General features: G+C 64.2%; 18 protein-coding genes. 11 read left to right on the top strand and 7 right to left on the bottom strand.

Translation table 11 applies throughout. The features are described 5' to 3' along the window. Positions 1–2 precede the first annotated feature (2 nt). On the bottom strand, positions 3–587 hold the full coding sequence (locus tag DMX06_RS12130) for an acyl carrier protein phosphodiesterase (RefSeq protein WP_110737333.1): 585 nt from the start codon (positions 585–587) through the stop codon (positions 3–5). Between the two features lie 151 nt (positions 588–738). Here DMX06_RS12130 and DMX06_RS12125 point away from each other — a divergent pair, with 151 nt between their 5' ends. Together DMX06_RS12125 and DMX06_RS12120 are read left to right on the top strand one after the other, a co-directional pair. Next, the gene (locus DMX06_RS12125; protein WP_110737331.1) at positions 739–1,041 is read left to right on the top strand and encodes an ArsR/SmtB family transcription factor; all 303 of its coding nucleotides are present in this window, start codon (positions 739–741) and stop codon (positions 1,039–1,041) included. A gap of 19 nt (positions 1,042–1,060) precedes the next feature. Next, a complete protein-coding gene (locus DMX06_RS12120; RefSeq protein ID WP_110737329.1) occupies positions 1,061–2,110 on the top strand; it encodes an alkene reductase in 1,050 nt (349 codons plus the stop codon). Between the two features lie 29 nt (positions 2,111–2,139). On the opposite strand, the gene DMX06_RS12115 is transcribed toward DMX06_RS12120, so the two are convergent. The 6 genes from DMX06_RS12115 to DMX06_RS12090 all read right to left on the bottom strand — a co-directional run bounded on the left by DMX06_RS12115 (position 2,140) and on the right by DMX06_RS12090 (position 11,915). Beyond that, a complete protein-coding gene (locus tag DMX06_RS12115; protein ID WP_110737328.1) occupies positions 2,140–4,344 on the bottom strand; it encodes an autotransporter outer membrane beta-barrel domain-containing protein in 2,205 nt (734 codons plus the stop codon). A gap of 189 nt (positions 4,345–4,533) precedes the next feature. Further along, a complete protein-coding gene (locus DMX06_RS12110) occupies positions 4,534–6,612 on the bottom strand; it encodes a hypothetical protein (RefSeq protein WP_110737326.1) in 2,079 nt (692 codons plus the stop codon). 88 nt (positions 6,613–6,700) lie between these two features. After that, the gene (locus DMX06_RS12105) at positions 6,701–8,722 is read right to left on the bottom strand and encodes a hypothetical protein (RefSeq protein ID WP_110737324.1); all 2,022 of its coding nucleotides are present in this window, start codon (positions 8,720–8,722) and stop codon (positions 6,701–6,703) included. Positions 8,723–9,067: 345 nt separating this feature from the next. Further along, positions 9,068–9,892, bottom strand: a complete 825-nt coding sequence (locus DMX06_RS12100; RefSeq protein ID WP_110737323.1) for an ATPase — start codon at positions 9,890–9,892, stop codon at positions 9,068–9,070. A gap of 87 nt (positions 9,893–9,979) precedes the next feature. Further along, entirely contained in the window at positions 9,980–10,975 is a 996-nt protein-coding gene (locus DMX06_RS12095) for an NAD-dependent epimerase/dehydratase family protein (RefSeq protein ID WP_110737321.1), read from the bottom strand. A gap of 49 nt (positions 10,976–11,024) precedes the next feature. Further along, positions 11,025–11,915 carry a LysR family transcriptional regulator ArgP gene (locus DMX06_RS12090; protein WP_110737318.1) on the bottom strand — a complete coding sequence of 297 codons (891 nt, stop codon included), beginning with the start codon at positions 11,913–11,915 and terminating at the stop codon, positions 11,025–11,027. A gap of 125 nt (positions 11,916–12,040) precedes the next feature. On the opposite strand from DMX06_RS12090, the gene DMX06_RS12085 reads away from it, so the two are divergent. The 9 genes from DMX06_RS12085 (at position 12,041) to DMX06_RS12040 (ending at position 25,718) form a co-directional block, all read left to right on the top strand. Then, complete coding sequence (locus DMX06_RS12085) at positions 12,041–12,640, top strand: LysE/ArgO family amino acid transporter (protein ID WP_110737317.1); 600 nt, start codon at positions 12,041–12,043, stop codon at positions 12,638–12,640. A gap of 261 nt (positions 12,641–12,901) precedes the next feature. After that, positions 12,902–13,498 (top strand): superoxide dismutase, encoded by a 597-nt coding sequence (locus DMX06_RS12080; protein WP_102682810.1) that lies wholly within the window; start codon positions 12,902–12,904, stop codon positions 13,496–13,498. A gap of 333 nt (positions 13,499–13,831) precedes the next feature. Then, complete coding sequence (locus tag DMX06_RS12075) at positions 13,832–15,883, top strand: putative bifunctional diguanylate cyclase/phosphodiesterase (protein WP_110737315.1); 2,052 nt, start codon at positions 13,832–13,834, stop codon at positions 15,881–15,883. 159 nt (positions 15,884–16,042) lie between these two features. Continuing rightward, positions 16,043–17,380, top strand: coding sequence for an imelysin family protein (locus DMX06_RS12070; RefSeq protein WP_110737314.1), 1,338 nt, complete (start codon positions 16,043–16,045; stop codon positions 17,378–17,380). A 311-nt stretch (positions 17,381–17,691) separates the two neighbouring features. Further along, entirely contained in the window at positions 17,692–19,113 is a 1,422-nt protein-coding gene (locus DMX06_RS12060; RefSeq protein ID WP_110737310.1) for a di-heme oxidoreductase family protein, read from the top strand. Between the two features lie 19 nt (positions 19,114–19,132). After that, complete coding sequence (locus tag DMX06_RS12055) at positions 19,133–20,197, top strand: imelysin family protein (RefSeq protein WP_110737308.1); 1,065 nt, start codon at positions 19,133–19,135, stop codon at positions 20,195–20,197. Positions 20,198–20,199: 2 nt separating this feature from the next. Further along, positions 20,200–21,297, top strand: a complete 1,098-nt coding sequence (locus DMX06_RS12050) for a DUF1513 domain-containing protein (RefSeq protein ID WP_110737306.1) — start codon at positions 20,200–20,202, stop codon at positions 21,295–21,297. Positions 21,298–21,523: 226 nt separating this feature from the next. Then, positions 21,524–22,666, top strand: coding sequence for an efflux RND transporter periplasmic adaptor subunit (locus DMX06_RS12045; protein WP_110737304.1), 1,143 nt, complete (start codon positions 21,524–21,526; stop codon positions 22,664–22,666). Positions 22,667–22,679: 13 nt separating this feature from the next. After that, a complete protein-coding gene (locus tag DMX06_RS12040) occupies positions 22,680–25,718 on the top strand; it encodes a multidrug efflux RND transporter permease subunit (RefSeq protein ID WP_110737302.1) in 3,039 nt (1,012 codons plus the stop codon). Positions 25,719–25,929: the final 211 nt, after the last annotated feature.

Genomic DNA, 25,929 nt, shown 5'->3' with positions numbered 1-25,929 from the left:
GGTCAGCTGGACTGGCGTCTTCGCGCTGCCGCAAACGCCTGCAACTGCGGATAGAACTCGCGAAAATCCGCCAGCAGCGGCTCGTACAGACGCTCCAGCTCCCCCATTACCCCGTCCATCCCCTCGGGCCGCGACAAGCGTCGGGCAATGCCGCCAAACACCTGCTCCAGGGTGGCGAAGTCGCCATAGGCCCCCAGCCAGTCATCCGCCGCCATGTACGGCGCGATCCGCGCCAGCCGGCCCGGCAATTGCGGTTCGGCCAGCAGCACCTTGTAGAAGTCGCCGGTGAACTGCGCCAGCGGCTGTTCTGCGTACTCCCCCCAGTGCCTGGCCAGGCAATGATCGAAGAACACATCCAGCACGATCCCGGCGAAGCGTCGCCGCTCGCGCGGGAAACGCGCCAGCGCCGCCAGCACCAGCGGGTGGCTGTCGGTGTAGCTGTCGATATGCCGGTGCAGCCGGATCGAAGCCTCCAGCGCCGGCGGAAAACGCCCTTCCAGCGTGCCCTTGACGAAGTCGCCATACAGGCTGCCAAGCAGTTGTTGCGGCTCGGGGCCGCCCAGGTGAAGGTGCGCGAGGTAGTTCATGGCGCCAGTCTAGCACCGCCGGCGCCCATATCGTCATGAACCGATATAGCCAATGACGCTTGCCTCAGAACCCTTTCATATTTGTCTATCGCGATGCAACGATTTATATTTCGCTCCATCGCGATATACCGCTACACACCACGAGCCAAGCATGCCCCTCGATCTCGACGAAATCATAAAAGCCCTGGCCCACCCGGTCCGGCGAGACATCCTCAACTGGCTGAAAGACCCAGCCGCGCAGTTTCCCGAGCAGTACCACAGCACCGAGCACGGTGTGTGTGCCGGGCAGATCGACCAGCGCTGCGGCCTGTCGCAGTCGACCGTCTCCGCCCACCTGGCCACCCTGCAACGCGCCGGCCTGATCAGCAGCCAGAAGATCGGCCAGTGGCATTTCTTCAAACGCAACGAGGCGACCATCAAGGCGTTCCTCGAGCAAATGAGCCAAGAGCTCTGATCCAAGCGAGGCTTTGCACATGACTACGCTGTTCGACCCGATCACCCTGGGCGACCTGGAACTGCCCAACCGCATCATCATGGCCCCGCTGACCCGCTGCCGCGCCGACGAAGGCCGCGTGCCCAACGCGCTGATGGCCGAATACTACGTGCAGCGCGCCAGCGCCGGCCTGATTCTCAGCGAAGCGACCTCGGTCACGCCGATGGGCGTCGGCTATCCGGATACCCCCGGGATCTGGAATGACCAGCAGGTGCGCGGCTGGCTCAACGTGACCAAGGCCATCCACGGCGCGGGCGGGCGGATATTCCTGCAGCTGTGGCATGTCGGGCGCATCTCCCACCCGTCGTACCTGAACGGCGAGCTGCCGGTTGCCCCCAGCGCGATCCAGCCCAAGGGCCATGTCAGCCTGGTCCGCCCACAGAGCGACTACCCGACCCCACGGGCCCTGGAAACCGAGGAGATCGCCGACATCGTCGAGGCCTACCGCAGCGGCGCCGAGAACGCCAAGGCCGCCGGCTTCGACGGCGTGGAGATCCACGGCGCCAACGGCTACCTGCTCGACCAGTTCCTGCAGAGCAGCACCAACCAGCGCACAGACCGCTATGGCGGCTCATTGGAGAACCGCGCACGGTTGCTGCTGGAAGTCACTGACGCCGCCATCGAGGTGTGGGGTCCGGGCCGCGTGGGTGTGCACCTGGCGCCAAGGGCCGACACCCACGACATGGCCGACGCCGACCGTGCCGAGACCTTCACCTACGTGGCACGGGAGCTGGGCAAGCGTGGCATCGCCTTCATCTGCTCGCGGGAGAAGGAAGCCGACGACAGTATCGGCCCGCTGATCAAGGCGGCGTTCGGCGGTCCCTACATCGTCAACGAACGCTTCGACAAGGCCAGCGCCAACGCGGCCCTGGCCAGCGGCAAGGCCGATGCGGTGGCCTTCGGCATCCCGTTCATCGCCAACCCCGACCTGCCCGCGCGCCTGGCCACCGATGCGCCGCTCAATGCGCCGCGTCCGGAAACCTTCTACGCCAGGGGGCCGGTGGGGTATATCGATTATCCACGGATGTAGTCTGTTGCAGGAGCGGGCTTGCCAAGCGGTCAGAAGTTGTAGCGCAGGCCCAGGTTGACCCCATAAGGCTGTTCGATGTGCTTGCCGTTGCTGTACTGGAACTCGCCATGCAACTGCAGCACTTCGGACACCTGTGCGGCCAACCCCACGGCAAACTCGCCCCGCGTGCCGGACAGGTCGTTGGTGAAGTGGTTGTCGTTGACCTTCACCTTGTTGCTCTTGATGAACTCGTGAGCCGCCGCGACTTTCAAGTAAGGCTGCAGGATACTGCCGTTGTCCAGCGCCAGGCTGCGCCCGACCTGGGCACCGACCTTGCCGAGCACCGAGTTGGCGCCATCGCTCTGGGCGCGCATGCCGTTGTCCAGCGTGTAGCTGTCATCATCGACCCAGAGCGTGGACACCTGGGTGAACGGCTCGACATACCAACCATTGTCCAGCTTGAAGTGCCGGCCAACCTCCACAGAGGCCCCCAGGCCATCATTGTGGTATTCGCCCTTGGTACGACGGCCATCGCTCATCACCACATCGTTGCTGTTACGCAAGCGGTTGTACTTGAGCACCGCGTCGACGTAGTAACCGCTGTCGGCCATCCAGGTGCTGTAGGCACCGACGTAGTAGCTCTTGACCTTGCCGGATGAACCGAGGCTGAAGTCCAGGTCGGACTCGCTGTAACCGCCCATGACCCCAAGCAGCCAGCGCCCGTCGTGGCCCGGCACCGCGCCGTCGGCGCCGAAGCTCACGCCGTTCTGATCCTGCTGGTAGGCCACGGCGCTGCCCGCCGAGAGGTTGTAGCGGTTACCGTAGCTGCGCATCCAGATGCCCTGGCCATGCCCCAGGCGCAATTCACCCATACGGCTGCGCAACGAGGATAGCTCGCCATACCAAACGGTGGGCGCGGCGCTGAACATCCCCAGCACCGCACGGGCGCCCGGCGTCACGATCGGGTTGCCGCTGTCGTCGAACTTCTGCACCAGGTACCAGTTGTCCTCGCCCTCGCCTTTTTCCAGGGTGTAGGTGTAGGTACCGAAATCGATATCGTGCAGCAGGCCGAAGGTCGCGTCGCCGCCACCGGTTTCGACGATACGGTGCCCAGCCTGCCCTTCGACCGGGTCGGCACCGGTACTGGCGATGCTCAACTGGTGGCTGCCCTCAGCGGCCCCGGTGACTTTCAGCAGATCGCCGGTGCCGCTGGCCAGGTCGATGTCCATCACGAAGATGCCCGACCCCTTGAGGCTTTCTACCGTCAGGGTCTTGAAGCCCGCTGTTGTGTCCCGGTCGGTGAAATCGACCGTGCCATTGTCGAGCGTCAGCTCGCCAACCTCGCCATTCTGGGTCAGGATCCAGCGGCTACCGCTGTCCAGATCCAGGCTCTGCACATTGACCAGGTTTCCCCGCAGCGAGGCATTGTTCTGCAGCAGCAGGTTCGCGGTGCTACCGGCCTCCACCACCACATCGCCGCTCAACTGGCTGTTGTCCGCGGTGAAGTCGGCGGTCATGCCGCCGATGACCTCGAGGATATTGCCATTGCCTCCGATAAGCTGGCTGCCGTTGGCCACCAGAATATGTGCAGTACCGGTGGACCTCCCGGTACCAGCCCTGACAATAATGGCACTCTCGGTATCGCCCCTGACCGTCGATCCGTCCAGGATCACCCGGGAGTCGCCACCACCGTTGGCTGCCGACTCCTGGCGCACATCCAGACCATAGGTCTTGCCACTGACGAGACTGCCACCCGTGGCTTGCAGACTGGAACCGACGACAAAGGCGCCGACACGTTCCAGCCCGGTGAGCGTGCTACCCTCCAGAACAAGGCTGCTGCCTTGCACAAGGGAGGCACCGCTGCCACCTGCAATAGTGCTGCCCTGGGCCCGGATGCTGGAGGCCAGAAGCGCCGAAACGCCGAACGAGGCAGGCGTCGCCCCACCCGTCACGGTTGCGCCATTGAGCAGTGCCTGGGTGCCATCGCGCAGGTTGACGCCGGCTTGCGCACCGTTGGCAGATACCTGTCCGCCATTGACAGTGACGGTCGACCCCGTAGAGACGGTTATACCCTGGGTGCTGCCGGTGGCGGTGATCTCCAAGGTCGATCCGTTTCTCAGTTCATAGGTATCCGCGACCGGGCCAGTGACCGTTTCACTCTGGTTGTCGAGTACCTTGGCCTCGGCCAGGCCCGCGCCTGACAGGGCGGTAACCAGGCCTACCGCGACACTCAAGGGCATGCTGGAACTTCTCATAGCAATCTCCCACTAGACATCATCAACCGAACGGCCAGTCGTCGTAGCACCTCGGCACCGTTGAAACAGCGAATAGTCTCTACAGAAAGACAAGAATCTTCTGTAGGATTTTTCTGTTAACGCACCGTAAGAACACTGCTTTCCGCCTCGACATGGCGGATGGCGTGTTGGGTTGGCAGGGGCCGAACGTTACTGCGGCTTGAATGCATGAACAGGCGAAAACTGCCGTTTATCACCCACCTTCGGAACAACGGAATAGTTGGCGTAAACCATCTTTCCTTTATCCGCGGCAACCCAGCCCGGTTCGATGGGCACAAGCCAGTAGCTGGCGTCCTGATACACCGCTGCCGTTGCATTCCTGGACGGCTCCCCTTCAACCTGCCAGTGAATGTCGAGCTGATCGCCGTTCTTGACCTCGGGATAGCGCACGATGAACTTCGGCTCCAGGCCGGCAAAGGACATGTATCTGGGAGCCTGCATATCCAACTGCTGTTCCAGTACTTTCAACTCCAGTACATCCGAGGTTTCCTCCTGATCACCGCGCCGGATCTTGTAGCTGATCGGCACCGTATGCCCGATGCCGTGCATCACCACGCCAGCGGGGACCTCAAACACCAGATCCGCTGGCCCGACGACGTCCCTCCAGGGTGACTGGTAGACAATGTCCGGCACCTCCAGCACTACCGCGACCTGGTCACCGGCCATGCCGGCGTACTGGCGCACGGTGACCTTCACATGGCTGGCCCCGACGAAGTCGCGGTTGAAGTCCAATTGGTCCTTGCCATCACCAAACGCCTTTTCCACTTCAGGGCGTGGAAATGCAACACGCCCGACCCGCAGATCGCGGTCCGCGGAACCGGAGAGGGCGCCGCCCACCGCAGTCAGCGTATAGAACAAGGTGATCCGTCCCCCGACGAGGACCTCGACGTCGTCCTTCTCGACCACTTGCTCAAGGTCACCCACTTGATGAACGTCGAGGGTCCAGGAAAGATCATGACGATCTCCAGCAGCGGAAACGCCATTCCACTCCAGCAGGATCTGATCGCCCTTGGCCATATGGGGGTAGGCCTTGATCCGTATCGTCGCGCCCTGCGGCGGAACATTCTCAGGATCGAGCGCACCGTCCGCTGCCTCGTCCACCTCGGGAGCGTCCAGTTCGAGGGAGCCGATGATGGAGATCCCCCGTGGATCGGAACCGAGTCCACTTTCATCAATGCGGTAGACAAGGCGTGCATCCCCCTGCAACACCGCTGCCGCATGGGCGTTCTCCAGAAGGATTTCAACGCCACTCGCCTTCAACTGGCCATGCTTGATCACAGGTGTCAGAAGGCTGCCATTGGCGGTCATGCCCACCCAGACCAGCGTCACGGCCTGCCCGGCGACCCAACGGTCGTCGGGGTCCAGCAAGATGCGGACGTCGGCATCTCCCAGCAGGTTGAAATCAAGGTTGCCCGCGTCGTCGGCATCCAGCACTCGCGGCGCAGGCAGCGGCTGTGCGACCTGGAGCACCAGGCTGTCGTGAACCAGCGACTGGGCGGACTCGTTACCAGCCCGGTCCAGTATCTGGTAGGTGAAAGCGATCGGAATCCCGCCAACCAATGTCTGCAACGTGGCCTGGGGCAACGCGATGGGGGTAGCCTCGCGCTCGCTGCACACGGTGAACGGCCCCGCGCTGACTCGTTCAATGCCATCGGTCATACTGACCGTGATCGTGTCACCCAGCGCCTGATGCAAGTAACCGCTGATCGTGCCCCAGAGCACGCCCTGCTCGAAATCGGACTCAAGGATGACGCCCTTGTCCTCCAGTGCCTTGGGGAACACCATCTTTCCCAGGGCCCCGTCTTCACCACCGGGGGCCTGCCTGTCGATGCGAACAGTGCGGCTTGGGCCGTACGTCCAGACTTCGCTCAGATACGGGCGAACAGCATAACCAAGACGGAACCGTTGATCCTCACCCTCACCTACCGAACGCCAGTAGGCAGCGGGTATGGCGAGCCTGAATTCATGGTCTTCATCGTCGACCTCGGACTGTTCAACATAGTGATAGCCACCCTCCTCGTCCTCAAGAAGATGGTCGTCCCAGGTCAGCGCGATGTGGTGGTCGACATCGATCTCTGGCCACCATGGAACAATCACCTGAAGGTCGTCGTCCAGCTTGCCGCTGGGCAACAGTTCGGGGACCTCGTCGTAACCGTCATCCAATAGCGCATCGACTTTGAGTACGTTGAACTCAAGCGTGCCCTTTACCCCTTCATTGAAGGTGCTCATTCGTCATCCTCGGCCAGTCAAGGTGCCCAAAGGCGATCATGGAATGTGAAGAAACAGTGCCCTGGCGAATCGCCAGGGCACTTTCACTTCAAGGCAACGGGCATGTTGGCTGACTGGGTTCTCTTACCGCGACCGGCACGCGGTGGTGACCGGCCTTCGTCGGCCCATAGACATTTGTCGCCGTGTATTCGACGGTGGCCGAGCCGGTGCAGACGATGAAGGCCCATCTGCGTGCGATCTCGTACGTGAGTTCGCCGGCATCTTTGTGGTGCTGTTCGATTCTGATGAGATCGAGATCTTGTTCGGCATCCGCGATCGGGTCTCCGGGGGTCGGCCGCTGACTGTCGTCTGCCCTGAGATGGATCACGATGGTGTCGCCCACCTCCACGTTGTCATAAAGCTCGATTCTCACCGGTAAAGGTCGTTGCGCCTTCTCGATATCGATTGCGCCAAACCGATTGAGGTCGGTGAACTCGAGCTCCTTGAGCGCAGTGCCCTCTCCCGGCAGATCTTCCCCGCGCAGGAGGGCTACAGGCTTGGATGGCGAACGCGCGGTGTTTTCCTCGCCATTCGCACCGAACTCCCGGGTCACGGTATAGACCATCTGTACCGTGCCGCTGGGCTCACTGGCCAGCACGGTCGGGAGAACCGGGCGAGTGATGTCGACCTTGGCAGCTGCCTCAGCAGCGCTCACGGGAGCAAGAGCATGGGGGGGCTGTGTGCCCCAGACCAGTTGGAGTTTATCGCCCTCCTCCAGCAGTTCACTGCCATCAAGGGCGAGCCAGGGAATGGTCAGTTGCGCACCTTTTGCGACATCCTCGGGCGTCAGGTCATCCGCCTGCCCGGAGTCATTGCCGACAATGGTGCCCAATTCCAGATTGCCATGCGCTGGCAGCTCCGGATCCGGATCTGGCCCACCCGGCAGTCGCAGGTCGACATTGACGCTCGCCGGGGACGTCGCGTCGCCGATCTTGAAGCCGCCGCGCCACAATTCATAGCTGACGGCCACGGCCCCTGCCTGCGGGCCCGCACTGGTAAGCGGATACAGCAGATCCAGTTCCAACAATGGGGCTGGCGATGGCGACACCACGGTGACTTCGTGTTCATCCGAACGTTGGGCTCCCCAAAGCACGACGACCTTGTCGCCGATACGGGCCCCGGTGACCTCGGGAACCACCAGCCTGATGCCCGCACGGGCATCCTTGTCGAGAATCAGCGGGTCGCCCGGTTCGTCAAAACCTGGCACTTCAGGCGTAGGGAGAACGACGGGGATATCCTGCAACAGCAACTGCAGGGTGTCATGAGGCACGGAAACGATCGAGAGATTCCCTGCCCGATCCTGCGACGTGTAGGTGAATGTGATCGGGGTATTGTCCTTGAGCTTTTGCAGCTCGGTCAGCGGCAGCTCCACAAGCGTGGCGTCAGTGCTGCTGATAACGACGATCGGGCCGATCGACACTGGGGTGGTGCCGTCGGTCATGGTCACCATGATCTGGTCACCCTGCTTCTGCGCTAGATAGCCTCTGACATGAACCCTGAGCACGCCAGCGACAAAGTCTTCCATCAGGATGCGCCCCCTGGCCTCGATCTCCGAAGCAAACGACAGCCTCGCGAGCGTGCCCGGGTTGCCACCTGGTGCCACCTTGTCGATGCGAATGACCCGGCGGGGCCCTCTTTCGTATACAGGTGAGAATGCTGGTCGCACCGAGTAACCTACCTGGAAGGTGCGATCCTCCCCCTTTGCAATAAAGTCCCAATACGTACTGGGCAACTCCAGTGGAAACTCGTGATTCGGATCAGCCGCTTCCATCGCCGTGATCTCATGCCAGGCCCCGTCCACGTCTTCGAGTTCCTCGCCACCGTTTACATACAACGCGATGACCAGACCTTCCTCGACCTCCTCCCAGTTCGGTACCCTCACTTTCAAGGGTTTGTCATGGTCCGCCACCGGCAAGAGTTCAGCAGGATCGTCCACGCCGTCATCGACAAGACCCTCGACAATCAGGTCCTTGAATGCAAACACCCCACCCTGCGGAGACAACACTTTGGAACGTTTACCCGCGGGCCGCAGCAACTGACCGCTGAGTGGTTTGGGTACAGGCTTGTTCATGGCCATTTTCCTAATCGGTTCTACAGGTGCGCGGCCCTGCACCCTTGCGGATACGGGGGCAACGAGTTCGTCACGACACAAGGCAATTGCCAACGAGTGATGGACACAGGATCGAAGGAGGAAACCGCTGCCGTCGTCGTGCTGTAGATGTAACAAACTCCCGCCAGTCCAACACCTGACAAAAATGCCAGGTACGGACGGGGTTGGGGTCTGTCGAAGGGAAGGATGCCTGTACGGGAGTAGGCAAGATCAGAAGCAATGGCACCCGATCGAAGTATCAGGCGCCACAACCCTGCCCCGCAGTCAAAATCAAGTTCCGACCTGCCTGCAATGCAATGGGCCGATTCAAGGCCGGGCGTTGATCTGCTGCTGCAGGTTCTGGATCTGGCTCTGCAGGGTGCTGATGTTGCGGGTCATCTGCCCGCGGAAGGCATCGAATTCCTGCACCGACGCTCCGCCAGCCGAGGCGGCCGAGCGGTTGTCGACCTGGCTCTTGAGCACCAGCACATCCTGCTCAAGGCGCTCGATGGCCGCGCTCGGATTGCCCTGCTTCTTCAGCGCCGCCACCTCATTGCTCAGGGTCTTGAGTTGACCATCCAGCTTGCCGCCATCCACCTGACCCGACTTGAGCGCCGCCAGCTCGGCATTGACTGCCTTGAGCTGCGCCTGCAACTGGCCCTGCAATTCGGTCACCGCCTTCTGCTGCTCGCGGGTGTCGGCCAGCACCTGTTCCAGGCGCTTGCCCAGGTCCCCCGCCTGCCCGGCGACGCCCAGCTGCTGCTTGCCCTGCTCGGCCAGCGAGGCCTGCAACTGGCGGATCTGCAGCTTCAACGCCTCGCTGCCAGTACTGTTGCTGGACTCGCTGGCATCGACCTTGCCGCTGATCGCCTGCAGGCGCCCGGCCGCTTCCTCGCTGATGCGGGCGAAGCTCTCCTGGGTCGCGACCAGTTGCTGCTCCATCAGCGTGATCTGCTGAAAGCTCCACCAGCCCAGCCCGCCCAGGGCGATGAACGAGGCGCCCAGCAGGGCCCACAGCGGGCCATTGCTGCGCGGGCGCACCGCCTTCTGGCGGCTGCGGGCCACATGGGCGGGCAGCAGTTCGTCATCATCGGGGGTGCCGGCACGCAGGGTGGGCACGTCGTCAAAATCGTCGTGGGCGTCGTTACGCATGGGTGCATTCAACCGCGGTAGTAGCAAAGAGGCATGAGTATAAACCGCCTGGGCGGCGCACTGATGACCATCATCCCGCCCACAGGTTCAGCGTTGCCCCGTCTGCGCCTGCCACCAGGCACAGAATTCATCCAGCGCGGACCACACATCGGCCTGGGGTCGGTAGTCCAGGTACTGACGGGCGCGGCTAATATCGAGGGTGAAATCGGTGCTCATCACCTGCACTGCCGTGCGGCTCAAGGTCGGCTGCGGGCGCCCGGGCCAAAGCATGCAAGCGGCCTCGTTGAGCGCCGCCAGGCCATAGGCCAGGCTTGGGGAGCGGTAGCGGGTGACCTGCGGCAGTTGCATGCGGCGCATCACGTAGTTGACCACGTCCCATAGCGGCAACGGGTGGCCGTTGCTGATGTTGTAGGCCTGGCCAAGGGCTTGTTCCTCGGCGAAAAGGGCACTGAGCAATGCCTCGTTGAGGTTGTGCACACTGGTGAAGTCGACTTTGTTCAGGCCATTGCCGACGATCGCCACGCGCCCCTTGGCCTGCATGCGCATCAACCGAGGGAAAATGCTCGCATCGCCGGCACCGGTGACGAAACGCGGGCGCAGCGCCAGCACTTCCAGGCCGAACTCCTGGGCGCCGAACACTTTCTGCTCGGCCAGGTGCTTGGTCAGCGCGTAATGGTCATGGAAGCGGCGCGGTACCTGGTCCTCGCGGATGTCCAGGCGTGAACGGCCGGTGAAGTAGATCGACGGCGACGACAGGTGCACCAGGCGCCGCACATGCTCCTTGATGCAACCCTCGACCACATTCTCGGTCAGCACCACGTTGCCCTGATGGAAGTCCTGGTAGCGGCCCCAGGTGCCCACGGCGCCGGCGCAGTGCACCACCGCGTCCACGCCCTGGCACAGGCGCCGGGCCAGCTCGGCGTCGCCCAGGTCGCCCGGGATGAACTGCGCCCCGCGCTTGACCAGGTGTTCCACGCCCTCCGCCCGCCGGCCATTGACCCGCACCTCCAGGCCCTGCTCCAGGGCGAATCGCGCAAAGCGCCCGCCGATGAAGCCGCTCGCGCCGGTGACCAGAATTCGCATGTAAGACTCCGCATTGCCAGATTTCGGATGCAGCTGACGCCCGATGTGCCTACAAGGGCACCAGCCAGTGCCGTGCCGAATGGCGCAGGTGGTCGGTCAGCTGGGCGAGCAGTTGCCCGCCGTTGCGCCAATGATGCCAGTACAGAGGCACATCGATGGGGGTATCGGCGCAGATTTCCACCAGCTCGCCACGGGCCAGCTGTTCGGCCACCTGCCGCTCCGGCACCAGCCCCCAGCCAAGACCAGCCTCGGTCATGCGTAGGAAACCTTCGGACGAGGGACACAGGTGATGCAGGAAACCTTCCTGCACCCCCAACGACGCCAGGTAGCGATGCTGGAGAAAGTCATCCGGTCCAAACACAATCGCCGGAGCACGGGCCAACCGCTCGATCGCGAAGCCCTGGGGGAAGTAGCGCGCCATGAACGCGGGGCTGGCCAGCGCACGATAACGCATCGACCCCAGCGGCAGACTGCGCGCTCCGGCCACCGGCCGTTCGCTGCCACACAGGCACGCCGCCACTTCGCCGGCGCGCATGCGCTTGAGGCCAACCTCCTGATCCTCGACCACCAGGTCGAGCAGGACCTGCTGCTGCGCGCAGAAAGCGCCCACCGCACCGGCCCACCAGGTCGCCAGGCTGTCGGCGTTGAGGGCGATGCGCAGGCGCTCGGGCATGCCTTCCTCGTCCAGCGCCGGCACCTGGCGCTGCAGGTCGCGTTCGAGCAGGCGTACCTGCTGCACATGGTTGAGCAACTGCCGGCCGACCTCGGTCGGGCTCGGTGGCGTGGCGCGCACCAGGACCGGCTGGCCGACCCGCGCCTCGAGCAGCTTGATGCGTTGCGAGATGGCCGATTGCGACAGCCCCAGCACCTGGGCGGCGCGCTCGAAACCGCCTTGTTCGATCACCGCGGCGAGGGCGGCGAGCAGCTTGTAGTCGAACATCGATTTCTCTAATGACTGATCAGCTCTATTGGTTTTTCTTATACCGTTGCAGCCGCCACAATAGCCACATCTTTCTTGTTGATCCGCGCCGATGCCCACATCGGTGCCCGTGGAGTGTTCCCGCTATGTGGCAAAGCTATCTCAACGGCATGCTGGTGGCCTTCGGCCTGATCATGGCCATCGGCGCGCAGAACGCCTTCGTCCTGGCGCAGAGCCTGCGCCGTGAACATCACCTGCCGGTGGCGGCGCTGTGCGTGGTCTGCGACGCGCTGCTGGTCGCCGCCGGGGTGTTCGGCCTGGCCACGGTGCTGGCGCACAACCCCACGCTGCTGGCGGTGGCGCGCTGGGGCGGCGCAGTGTTTCTGGTCTGGTACGGCGCCAAGGCGCTGCGCAGCGCGTTTTCCAAGCAAAGCCTGCAGCATCGGGAAGGCCAGGGCATGCGCTCGCGCCGCGCGGTGCTGCTGAGCGCGCTGGCGGTGACCCTGCTCAATCCCCATGTGTACCTGGACACCGTGCTGCTGATCGGCTCCCTCGGCGCCCAGCAGACCGTGCCCGGCGCCTATGTGGCCGGCGCAGCCAGTGCCTCGCTGGTGTGGTTCTCGACCCTGGCGATCGGCGCCGCCTGGCTGGCGCCGTGGCTGGCACGCCCGGCGACCTGGCGCATGCTCGACCTGATGGTGGCGGTGATGATGTTTGCGGTGGCGGCGCAGTTGATCTTCAACTGAACCGCGCCCCTGTAGGAGCGGCCCTTTCGCGGCACTAGGCCGCTCCTACAGGGATTGCACATCGCCTGGAAGCGTCCGCCTGTCGGTACCCGCCAACCGCTCTGGAACCTCTATTCCCCACAGATGTTGCGTGGTTAAGCGCCCGGGCCGGTGCTATGATCCAGCCCTCGCGTCGCAAAGAGTACAGACTCGCCGACGCTCATCAGGCCACCCGTGAGGCCTGGCGCAAACCGCAAACAGACCTGAATCAGGAGATCCACCATGGCTTTTGAATTGCCGCCGCTGCCGTACGCCCACGATGCCCTGCAGCCGCACATCTCCAAGGAAACCCTGGAGTTTCACCACGACAAGCACCACAACACCTATGTCGTGAACCTGAACAACCTGGTCCCGGGCACCGAATTCGAAGGCAAGACCCTGGAAGAGATCGTCAAGAGCTCTTCGGGCGGCATCTTCAACAACGCAGCCCAGGTCTGGAACCACACCTTCTACTGGAACTGCCTGTCGCCAAACGGCGGCGGCCAGCCGACTGGCGCCCTGGCTGATGCCATCACCGCCGCGTTCGGTTCGTTCGACAAGTTCAAGGAAGAGTTCACCAAGACTTCGGTCGGCACCTTCGGCTCCGGCTGGGGCTGGCTGGTGAAGAAGGCCGACGGCTCCCTGGCCCTGGCCAGCACCATCGGCGCCGGCTGCCCGCTGACCAGCGGCGACACCCCGCTGCTGACCTGCGACGTCTGGGAACACGCCTACTACATCGACTACCGCAACCTGCGTCCGAAGTACGTCGAGGCGTTCTGGAACCTGGTCAACTGGAAGTTCGTTGCCGAGCAGTTCGAAGGCAAGACCTTCAAGGCCTGATTGTTCGCCTTGAATCCAGAAAACCCGGCCTGAGTGCCGGGTTTTTTGTTGCCTTTCATGATGCTATCGCGAGGCAAGCCCGCTCATGCCCAGGCAGACCTGACAGAATTGTCCGCAACCCATCCGCGCGCTCTTGCTCAGCCCGCATAGCGCGCTAACATCAAGCTTCTGGAAAGTTGACGCAGCGCACTCAAGTCGCATGACCGTTCGACCGATAAAGAACCAAGGGCAATTTCGTCGACGGGCGGGTTGCCTGCCGGGGTATCGGATCGATAGTCTGTCGCCATGGTTGATGGCAAAATAATGGCATGCGCATGGATTAAGGAAACCCCATTGAAGCTGGAATTTCGGAACAGCTTATCGGTCAAGCTGCTGAGGGTCGTACTGCTCTCGGCGCTGGCTGTCGGCGTCGTACTCAGCTGTGCGCAGATCGTCTATGACGCCTACAAGACCCGCCAGTCGGTAAACAACGATGCCCAGCGCATCCTCGACATGTTCCGCGATCCCTCGACCCAGGCGGTGTACAGCCTCGACCGGGAAATGGGCATGCAGGTGATGGAAGGCCTGTTCCAGGACGAGTCGGTGCGCATGGCCTCCATCGGCCACCCCAACGAAACCATGCTGGCAGAAAAATCCCGGCCGCTGCAGGACATGTCCATGCGCTGGCTGACCGACCTGATCCTCGGCCAGGAGCGCACCTACACCACGCAGTTGGTCGGCCGTGGCCCGTACAGCGAGTACTACGGCGACCTGAGCATCACCCTCGACACCTCCTCCTACGGCGAAGACTTCCTGATCAACGCCGTGATCATCTTCATCTCCGGCGTGCTGCGCGCCCTGGCCATGGGCCTGGTGCTGTACCTGGTGTACCACTGGCTGCTGACCAAGCCGCTGTCGAAGATCATCGACCACCTGACCCAGATAAACCCCGACCGCCCCAGCCAGCACCAGATCCCGCAGCTCAAGGGCCACGAGCGCAACGAGTTGGGCCTCTGGGTCAACACCGCCAACCAGCTGCTGGCCTCCATCGAGCGCAACACCCACCTGCGCCACGAGGCCGAGAACAGCCTGCAGCGCATGGCCCAGTACGACTTCCTCACCGGCCTGCCCAACCGCCAGCAGTTGCAACAGCAGCTGGACAAGATCCTGGACGACGGTGGCCGCCTGCAACGCCGCGTCGCCGTGCTTTGCGTGGGCCTGGACGACTTCAAGGGCATCAACGAGCAGTTCAGCTACCAGGTCGGCGACCAGCTGCTGCTGGCCCTGGCCGACCGCCTGCGCGCCCACAGCGGCCGCCTTGGCGCCCTGGCCCGGCTGGGGGGCGACCAGTTCGCCCTGGTCCAGGCCAACATCGAGCAGCCCTATGAAGCCGCCGAACTGGCCCAGAGCATCCTCGACGACCTCGAGGCGCCCTTCGACCTTGACCATCAACAGATCCGCCTGCGCGCCACCATCGGCATCACCCTGTTCCCCGAGGACGGCGACAGCACCGAGAAGCTGCTGCAGAAAGCCGAGCAGACCATGACCCTGGCCAAGGCCCGCTCGCGCAACCGCTACCAGTTCTACATCGCCAGCGTCGACAGCGAGATGCGCCGCCGTCGCGAGCTGGAAAAGGACCTGCGCGAAGCCCTGTCGCGCAACCAGCTGTACCTGGTGTACCAGCCGCAGATCAGCTACCGCGACCACCGCGTGGTCGGCGTCGAGGCGCTGCTGCGCTGGCAGCACCCGGAGCTGGGCATGGTCCCGCCCGACCAGTTCATCCCCCTGGCCGAGCAGAATGGCAGCATCATCAGCATCGGCGAATGGGTACTCGACCAGGCGTGCCGACAACTGCGCGAATGGCACGACCAGGGTTTCAGCGAGCTGCGCATGGCGGTCAACCTGTCCACCGTGCAACTGCACCACAACGAGCTGCCGCGGGTGGTCAACAACCTGCTGCAGGCCTACCGCCTGCCGCCGCGCAGCCTGGAGCTGGAAGTCACCGAGACCGGCCTGATGGAAGACATCAGCACCGCCGCCCAGCACCTGCTGAGCCTGCGCCGGTCCGGCGCACTGATCGCCATCGACGACTTCGGTACCGGCTATTCCTCGCTCAGCTACCTGAAATCGCTGCCGCTGGACAAGATCAAGATCGACAAGAGCTTCGTCCAGGACCTGCTCGACGATGACGACGACGCCACCATCGTTCGCGCCATCATCCAGCTGGGCAAGAGCCTGGGGATGCAGGTGATCGCCGAAGGCGTGGAAACCGCCGAGCAGGAGAGCTACATCATCGCCCAGGGCTGCCACGAGGGTCAGGGCTACCACTACAGCAAGCCGTTGTCCGCGCGCGAACTGACCAGTTTCCTCAAGCAGGCGCAGCGCAACCAGGTTTCCGCCCTCTAGCCCCCGCCAGCCTTGGCGGTGCAGCGCGAACGGGCGTTTGCATGAAATGCGCGCCCGGCTCTTTACAGCAAATGCAAATCTTTCGCATGATGTGGCGGTTTCGCGTGCCACGGCGCACGGTCCACCCTTGGTCCAACCACACGACGCAGGAAACCAACAATGATTCGAATGCCTCTGGCCTCCGCCAGTCTGCTGGCCATCGCCATCGCCCTCGCCGGTTGCGGCGAAGGCAAGGACGACAAGGCCGCCGCACCGCAAGCCCAGGCACCTGCCGCCGCCAGCACCACCGCCGCGGCGCCGGGGGCTGTCGATGAAGCGGCCGCCAAGGCCGTGGTCAAGCACTACGCAGAAATGGTCCATGCCGTGTACAGCGACTCGCTGAGCACCGCCAAGCAACTGCAGACCGCCGTCGACGCGTTCCTGGCCAAGCCCAACGACCAGACCCTGAAGGCCGCCCGTGACGCCTGGGTCGCCTCGCGCGTGCCGTACCTGCAGAGCGAAGTGTTCCGCTTCGGCAACACCATCATCGATGACTGGGAAGGCCAGGTGAACGCCTGGCCCCTGGACGAAGGCCTGATCGACTACGTCGACAAGAGCTACGAGCACGCCCTGGGCAACCCGGCGGCCAACGCCAACATCATCGCCAACACCGAGATCCAGGTCGGCGAAGACAAGATCGACGTCAAGGACATCACCCCCGAGAAGCTCGCCACCCTCAACGAGCTGGGCGGCTCCGAAGCCAACGTTGCCACCGGCTACCACGCTATCGAGTTCCTGCTCTGGGGCCAGGACCTCAATGGCACCGGCCCTGGCGCGGGCAACCGTCCGGCGTCCGACTACCTGGAAGGCAAGGGCGCCACGGGCGGCCACAACGACCGTCGCCGCGCCTACCTGAAAGCGGTCACCGACCTGCTGGTCAAGGACCTCGAGGAGATGGTCGGCAACTGGGCGCCGAACGTCGCCGACAACTACCGCGCCACCCTCGAAGGCGAGCCGGCCAACGACGGCCTGCGCAAGATGCTGTTCGGCATGGGCAGCCTGTCGCTGGGCGAACTGGCCGGCGAGCGCATGAAGGTCTCGCTGGAAGCCAACTCGCCGGAAGACGAGCACGATTGCTTCAGCGACAACACCCACTACTCGCACTTCTACGACGCCAAGGGCATCCGCAACGTCTACCTGGGCGAGTACACCCGTGTCGACGGCACCAAGCTGAGCGGCCCGAGCCTGTCGTCGCTGGTGGCCAAGGCCGATCCGGCCACCGACGCCACCCTCAAGGCCGATCTGGAAGCCACCGAGGCCAAGATCCAGGTGATCGTCGACCACGCCCTCAAGGGCGAGCACTACGACCAGCTGATCGCCGCCGACAACGCCGCCGGCAACCAGATCGTGCGTGACGCCATCGCCTCGCTGGTCAAGCAGACCGGCGCGATCGAGCAGGCCGCGGGCAAGCTGGGGATCGACAACCTGAACCCGGATACCGCCGATCACGAGTTCTGATCAGCGTCGCGGTTCAACAGAGGCGGCCTTCGGGCCGCCTTTTTTGTTTCTTGGGCTACATCGCCCCCTGTAGGAGCGGCCTTGTGTCGCGAAAGGGCTGCGAAGCGGCCCCAGGATTTCGGCGTTGACGCAAAGATCGCCGGGGCCGCTTCGCGGCCCTTTCGCGACACAAGGCCGCTCCTACAGGTACCGCGCTCGCCGATAGGCCAACTGACACCGATTTCATCCAGCAATTGCAAATTGCTCTTATTCAAACACCCCCGGCCTGATAAGCTTGCTCGCCGGTTTTTCGCCCATGCCCAGGATCCTCGATGTCCTTGCTCCGCCTAAGCCCCCTGCTGCTGGCCTTCGCCCTCGCCGCCTGTGACGACGCTCCGCGTTTCACCCAGGCCGAGCCCGGCGAAGCCCTCTCCGGCGGCAAGGCAACGGTAAAGCGCAGCGATCGCAACGCCTATTCGCTGCCCTCGGCCAACCTCACCCCCGAGCGGCGCCTGGATTTCGCCGTGGGCAACAGCTTCTTTCGCAACCCCTGGGTGATCGCTCCGTCCACCACCACTGCACGCGATGGCCTCGGCCCGTTGTTCAACACCAACGCCTGCCAGAACTGCCATGTGCGCGACGGCCGCGGCCATCCGCCGGAGCCGGGCGACAGCAACGCGGTGTCGATGCTGGTGCGCCTGTCGATCCCCGACCAGCCCTATTACGCCCGCGAGATCGAGCGCCTGGGCGTGGTCCCCGAGCCGGTCTACGGCACCCAGCTGCAGGACATGGCCATCCCTGGCGTGGCCCCGGAAGGCAAGGTGCGGGTGAGCTACGACAATCACAGCGTCACCTTCAAGGACGGCCACCAGGTCGAACTGCGCCGCCCGACCCTGCAGATCACCCAGCTCGGCTACGGCCCGTTGCACCCGGACACCCGCTTCTCGGCCCGGGTAGCCCCGCCGATGATCGGCCTGGGCCTGCTCGAAGCCATCCCCGAAGCCGACCTGCTGGCCAACGAGGACCCGGACGACCTCAACCGCGACGGTATCCGCGGCCGCGCCAATCGGGTCTGGGACGACGCCCAGGGCAAGACCGTGGTCGGACGCTTCGGCTGGAAGGCCGGGCAGCCCAACGTCAACCAGCAGAACGTGCACGCCTTCGCCGGCGACATGGGCCTGACCACCACCCTGCTGCCAAAGGACGACTGTACCGCGGCGCAGGTCGATTGCCTGGCCGCGCCCAACGGCGACGGCCAGGGCGGCGAGAAGGAAGTCAGCGACAACATCCTGCGCCTGGTCACCTTCTACACCCGCAACCTCGCCGTGCCGGGCCGGCGCAATGTCGATGCGCCGCAGGTGCTGGCGGGCAAGAACCTGTTCTACCAGGCCGGCTGCCAGGGCTGCCACACCCCGCAGTTCACCACCGCCGCCGATGCGTCAGAGCCGGAACTGGCCGGCCAGGTGATCCGCCCCTACAGCGACCTGCTGCTGCACGACATGGGCCCGGGCCTGAGCGACGAGCGCACCGAGTTCGCCGCCAACGGCCAGGACTGGCGCACCCCGCCCTTGTGGGGCATCGGCCTGAGCGAAACCGTCAGCGGCCACAGCCAGTTCCTCCACGACGGCCGCGCCCGCAACCTGCTCGAAGCCGTGCTCTGGCACGGTGGCGAGGCCCAGGCGGCGCGCGACCAGGTACTGACCTTCAATGCCGAGCAGCGCGCCGCGCTGCTGGCGTTCCTGAATTCACTTTAAACCGCACAAGGAGCCGGGCATGTTCCGACCCAAACTGTTGTTCACCAGCCTCGCCGCACTCGCCCTCGGCGCCTGTTCGCCGCAAGACCCGCAGGCGGTGACCTCCGCGGCCATCGCCAAGCAGGTGATCCTGCCGACCTACAGCCGCTGGGTCGAGGCCGACCGGCAGCTGGCCGCCAGCGCCCTGGCCTACTGCGAAGGCAAACAGTCCCTGGAGACCGCCCGCGCAGACTTCCTCAACGCGCAGAAGGCCTGGGCCGAGCTGCAGCCATTGCTGGTCGGCCCGCTGGCCGAGGGCAACCGCCCCTGGCAAGTGCAGTTCTGGCCAGACAAGAAGAACCTGGTCGGTCGCCAGGTCGAGCAACTGGTCAGCGGCGAGCAGCCTGTCACCACCGAGTCGCTGGGCAAGGCCAGCGTCGTGGTGCGTGGCCTGTCGGCCTACGAATACATCCTGTTCGACAGCAAGCCGGACATCGCCAGCGCCGAGCAGAAGGCCCGCTACTGCCCGCTGCTGGTGGCCATCGGCGAACACCAGAAGGCCCTCGCCGAGGAGATCCTCAAGGGCTGGAACAGCACCGACGGCATGCTGTCGCAGATGACCAAGTTCCCCAACCAGCGCTACGCCGATTCCCACGAGGCGATCGCCGACCTGCTGCGTGCCCAGGTCACCGCCCTGGATACCCTGAAGAAGAAACTCGGCGCGCCGATGGGCCGGCAGAGCAAGGGCATCGCCCAGCCGCTGCAGGCCGAAGCCTGGCGTAGCCACTCGTCGATCAAGAGCCTGGAAGCCTCGCTCAAGGCCGCCCAGACCGTCTGGGTCGGGGTCGACAACCAGGGCCTGCGCGGCCTGCTGGGCAAGGACCAGGCGGCACTGGCGCAAAAGATCGACGACGCCTACGCTGCGGCGATCAAACTGCTGGCCGACAACCAGAAGACCCTGGGCGAGCTGCTTGCCGACGACGCCGGCAAGCAGACCCTCAACCAGATCTACGACGCGCTCAACGTCGTCCACCGCCTGCACGAGGGCGAGCTGGCCAAGGCGTTGAACATCCAGCTGGGCTTCAATGCCAACGACGGTGACTGATCATGCTGCGACGCCAGGCCCTGAAACTCGGTAGCGTGTTGCTCAGCGCCCTGACCCTCGGCGGCTGGAGCCTGTTCCGCGGCAAAGGCAGCGAACCCTTGCTGCTGTCGGCGCGCGACGACGGCGACGGCAAGCACTACGCCGTGGGCTTTCGCCTGGACGGCACCCAGGTGTTCAGCACCCAGGTGGCCCAGCGTTGCCATGCGATCATCAATCACCCGACGCTGCCGATCGCCTTGTTCGTCGCACGCCGGCCCGGTACCGAGAGCTACCTGGTCGACCTGCGCGACGGCCGGCTGCTGCAGACCCTCGCCTCACAGCCCAACCGCCATTTCTACGGCCATGCGGTGATCCACAAGGATGGCGAGTGGCTGTACACCACCGAGAACGACACCAGCGACCCCGGTCGCGGCGTACTAGGCGTCTACCGTTTCGAAGGCGAGCGCCTGGTACACAGCGGCGAGCTCTCCACCCACGGCATAGGCCCCCACGAAGTGGCCTGGCTGCCCGATGACGAGACCCTGGTGGTGGCCAACGGCGGTATCCGCACCGAGGCCGAGAGCCGGGTGGAGATGAACCTTGACGCCATGGAGCCGAGCCTGGTGCTGATGCAGCGCGACGGCACCTTGCTGAGCAAGGAGACGCTGGCCCAGCAGATGAACAGCGTGCGCCACCTGGCGGTGGGCGACGATGGCACCATTGCCGCCTGCCAGCAGTTCATGGGCGGCTCGGAGGAAACCGCCGAGCTGCTGGCGATCAAGCGTCCGGGCGAGCCGTTCAAGGCCTTCCCGGTGCCCGAGCGCCAATTGCAGTCGATGGCCCAGTACACCGCCAGCGTCGCCATCCACAGCGACCTGCGCCTGGTGGCACTGACCGCGCCACGGGCCAATCGCCTGTTCATCTGGGACCTGGACAGCGGCGCGGTGAAGCTCGACGCGCCGATGCCCGATTGCGCCGGGGTCGGGGCGGTGAAGGATGGCTTCGTCGTCACCTCCGGGCAGGGGCGTTGCCGGTTCTACGATTGCCGCAAGGCAGAGCTGATCGGCCAACCGATGAACCTGCCTTCGGGCTTCTGGGATAACCACCTGCACTTGGTCTGATTAGCTGTAGAGACTATCGCGGGGCAAGCCCGCTCCCACGCAGGCCCGACCTGAGTTAGCGTGGGAGCGGCGGTGCGCCGATGCGACTTGCCCCGCGATTTGGCCGGCACAAGTTTGCCCCTCCCCTTTTCCAGAAAACCGACAATACTTTCCTCCAGCGCACGTGGGCCGGATCGCCCGTGGTCGTGCCCGATGAATAACAAACCCACATCCAGGGAACCGGACCATGTTGCGCCGCCGCATGCTGATCATGTTGGCCGTCGTCCTGCTGATCGTGTTGATCCTGGGGGGCATCAAGGCCTTTTCCATCTACCAGCAGGTGCAGATGTTCTCGCAGCCCCGGCCGCCAGTGAGCGTGGCCGCGGCCCAGGCCGAGCTGCGCCAGTGGCAGGAGCGCCTGCCGGCGGTCGGCAGCCTCAAGGCCTATCAAGGCGTGGAACTGAGCCTGGAAGTCGCCGGCACGGTGAAGTCGCTGCACTTCGAATCCGGACAACAGGTAAAGGCCGGCCAGCTCCTGCTGCAACTGGACAGCGACCAGGAAACCGCCCTGCTCGGCACCGCCCAGGCCGACCTGGGTCTGGCCAAGGTCGACTTCGGCCGGGGCAGCCAGCTGGTCGGCGACTCGGCCATCTCCCGCGGCGAGTTCGACCGCCTGACCGCCCAGTACCGGCGCAACCAGGCAGTGGTCGAACAGCTCAAGGCCTCGCTGGCGAAAAAGAGCATCAGCGCCCCGTTCAGCGGCACCATCGGCATCCGCCAGGTGGATGTCGGCGCCTACCTGGCCAGCGGCACGGTGATCGCCACCCTGCAGGATCTCTCCAGCCTGTACGTCGACTTCAATGTGCCCGAGCAGGCGCTGCCGCACCTGAGCCTCGGTCAGCGGGTGCTGGCACAGGTGGCCGCCTACCCTGACCAGACCTTCCCCGCCAGCCTCAGCGCGATCAACCCCAAGGTCGAGGAAAGCACCCGCAACCTGCTGGTCCGTGCCACCCTGGCCAACCCCGAGGGCAAGCTGCTGCCGGGCATGTTCGCCAGCCTGCAAGTGCTGTTGCCCGACCCGCAGCCGCTGGTGGTGGTGCCGGAGAACGCCATCACCTACACCCTCTATGGCAACTCGGTGTACCGGGTCAGCGAGAAAAAGGGCGAGGACGGCCAACCCCTGCGCGACGCTAACGGCCAGCCGCAACTGATCGCCGAGCCGCTCACCGTACAGACCGGCGAGCGTCGCGAGGGCTGGGTCGTGGTGCTCAAGGGCCTGCAGGCCGGCGATCAGGTGGTTACCGCCGGCCAACTCAAGCTGAGCCCCGGCGCGCCGATCCGCATCAGCGCCGACAACGCCCTCAAGCCCGCCGCGCCCGGCGCGAAGTGAACGGGAGGCGGCCATGGCGTTCACCGATCCGTTCATCCGCCGCCCGGTGCTGGCCTGCGTGGTCAGCCTGCTGATCCTGCTGCTCGGCCTGCAGGCCTGGAGCAAGCTGCAGATCCGCCAGTACCCGCAAATGGAAAACGCCCTGATCACCGTGACCACCGCCTACCCCGGGGCCAACGCCGAGACCATCCAGGGCTATATCACCCAGCCCTTGCAGCAGAGCCTGGCAAGCGCCGACGGCATCGACTACATGACCTCGGTGAGTCGGCAAAACTTCTCGGTGATCTCGGTCTACGCGCGGATCGGCGCCGACAGCGACCGCCTGTTCACCCAGTTGCTGGCCAAGGCCAACGAGGTGCGCAACAAGCTGCCCCAGGACTCCGAGGACCCGGTGCTGAGCAAGGAAGCCGCCGATGCCTCGGCGCTGATGTACATCAGCTTCTACAGCAACCAGATGAGCAACCCGCAGATCACCGACTACCTGTCACGGGTCATCCAGCCCAAGCTGGCCACCTTGCCGGGCATGGCCGAGGCCGAGATCCTCGGCAACCAGGTGTTCGCCATGCGCATCTGGATCGACCCGGTGAAGCTGGCCGGCTTCGGCCTGTCGGCGGTGGACGTGACCAACGCCGTGCGCCGCTACAACTTCCTCTCCGCCGCCGGCGAGGTGAAGGGCGAGTACGTGGTCACCAGTATCAACGCCACCACCGAGCTGAAATCCGCCGAGGCCTTCGCCGCCCTGCCAGTCAAGACCAGCGGCGACAGCCGGGTCCTGCTGGGCGACGTGGCCCGGGTGGAAATGGGCGCGGAAAACTACGACACGGTCAGCTCGTTCGACGGCACGCCGTCGGTGTACATCGGTATCAAGGCCACACCGGCAGCCAACCCGCTGGAGGTGATCAAGGAAGTGCGGCGGATCATGCCGCAGCTCGAGGAGGAACTGCCTGCCAGCCTCAAGGTATCCATCGCCTACGACGCCACCCTGTTCATCCAGGCGTCCATCGACGAGGTGATCAAGACCCTCGGCGAAGCGGTGCTGATCGTCATCGTCGTGGTGTTCCTGTTCCTCGGTGCTCTGCGCTCGGTGGTGATCCCGGTGGTGACCATCCCGCTGTCGATGATCGGCGTGCTGTTCTTCATGCAGATGATGGGCTACTCACTGAACCTGCTGACACTCCTGGCCATGGTGCTGGCCATCGGCTTGGTGGTGGACGACGCGATCGTCGTGGTGGAAAACATCCACCGCCATATCGAGGAGGGCAAGACGCCCTTCGACGCGGCCCTGGAAGGTGCCCGCGAGATCGCCTTGCCGGTGGTATCGATGACCATCACCCTGGCTGCGGTGTACGCGCCCATCGGTTTTCTCACCGGGCTGACCGGCGCCCTGTTCAAGGAGTTCGCCCTGACCCTGGCCGGGGCGGTGGTCATCTCCGGCATCGTCGCTCTCACCCTCTCCCCGATGATGTGCGCCCTGCTGCTGCGCCACGAGCAGAACCCCAGCGGCCTGGCCCACCGCCTGGATCTGATCTTCGACGCACTCAAGCTGCGCTACCAGCGCCTGCTGCACGGCACCCTGAACAGCCGCCCGGTGGTGCTGGTGTTCGCCGTGTTGATCCTGTGCCTGATCCCGGTGCTGCTGATGTTCACCCGCAACGAACTGGCGCCGGAGGAGGACCAGGGGGTGATCTTCATGATGAGCAGCTCGCCGCAGACCGCCAACCTGGACTACCTCAACGCCTACACCGACCAGTTCACACCGATCTTCAAGCGCTTCCCCGAGTACTACTCGTCATTCCAGATCAACGGTTTCAACGGCGTGCAGAGCGGGATCGGCGGCTTCCTGCTAAAGCCCTGGAACGAGCGCGAGCGCACGCAGATGCAGTTGTTGCCACTGGTGCAGGCCGAACTTGAGCAGATCGGCGGGCTGCAGATCTTCGGCTTCAACCTGCCGTCGCTGCCCGGCACCGGCGAGGGCCTGCCGTTCCAGCTGGTGATCAACACCGCTGGTGATTACCCGGCCCTGCTGGAGGTCGCCCAGCGGGTCAAGGAGCGCGCCCAGGCGTCGGGCAAGTTCGCCTTCCTCGACATCGACCTGGCCTTCGACAAGCCCGAGGTGGTGATCGACATCGACCGCGCCAAGGCGGCGCAGATGGGGGTCTCGATGGACACCCTGGGCAGTACCCTGGCGACCTTGCTGGGCGAGGCCGAGATCAACCGCTTCACCCTCGAGGGCCGCAGCTACAAGGTCATTGCCCAGGTCGAGCGGCCGTACCGGGCCAACCCTGGCTGGCTGAACAACTACTACGTGAAGAACGAGCAGGGGCAGTTGCTGCCGCTCGCGACCCTGATCACCCTCAGCGACCGCGCCCGGCCGCGCCAGCTCAACCAGTTCCAGCAGTTGAACTCGGCGATCATCCAGGGGGTGCCGCTGGTGAGCATGGGCGAGGCCCTGGAGACCGTGCGCGCCATCGCTCGCGAAGAGGCGCCCGAGGGGTTTTCGCTGGACTACGCCGGGACGGCGCGACAGTTCGTCCAGGAAGGCAGCGCGTTGTGGGTGACCTTCGGCCTGGCGCTGGCGATCATCTTTCTGGTGCTGGCGGCGCAGTTCGAGAGCTTCCGGGATCCGCTGGTGATTCTGGTTACGGTGCCGTTGTCGATCTGCGGGGCGTTGTTGCCGTTGTTCCTGGGGATATCAAGCATGAACATCTATACCCAGGTGGGGTTGGTGACCTTGATCGGGCTGATCACCAAGCATGGGATTCTGATTGTCGAGTTTGCCAATCAGCTACGGGACGAGCGGGGGCTTGGGGTTCGCGAGGCGATTGAGGAAGCTGCCGCGATTCGCCTGCGGCCGGTGCTGATGACCACGGCGGCCATGGTGTTTGGCATGGTGCCCTTGATTTTGGCCTCTGGGGCCGGGGCGGTCAGCCGGTTTGATATCGGGATGGTGATTGCTACCGGGATGTCGGTTGGGACGTTGTTTACGTTGTTTGTTTTGCCTTGTATTTATAGTGTTTTGGCGCATAAGGGTGGGGGGGGTGTTCGTGGGTGATTGTTTTTGGTTTTGTATGCGCATTCGTAGACGATGCCGACATTAAGTCACCTTTTCGCCTTTACGGCGACCTACTTTTCTCTAGGGAAAAGTAGGCAAAACCGTTCCGCTCCGTTCATCCGGCCCCTACGCTGCGCTCCGGGGTTCCCTCGCTCCGTTCTTGCTCCCGGGAGGACCGCGCTGAACGCCCCATCCTGGGGCGCAGCGCTTG

It is taken from the genome of Pseudomonas mosselii (assembly GCF_003205295.1).
GTDB lineage: Bacteria > Pseudomonadota > Gammaproteobacteria > Pseudomonadales > Pseudomonadaceae > Aquipseudomonas > Aquipseudomonas mosselii_B.
Note: the sequence above shows the minus strand (reverse complement) of the source record. Positions and strands in the feature narration are given on the sequence as shown.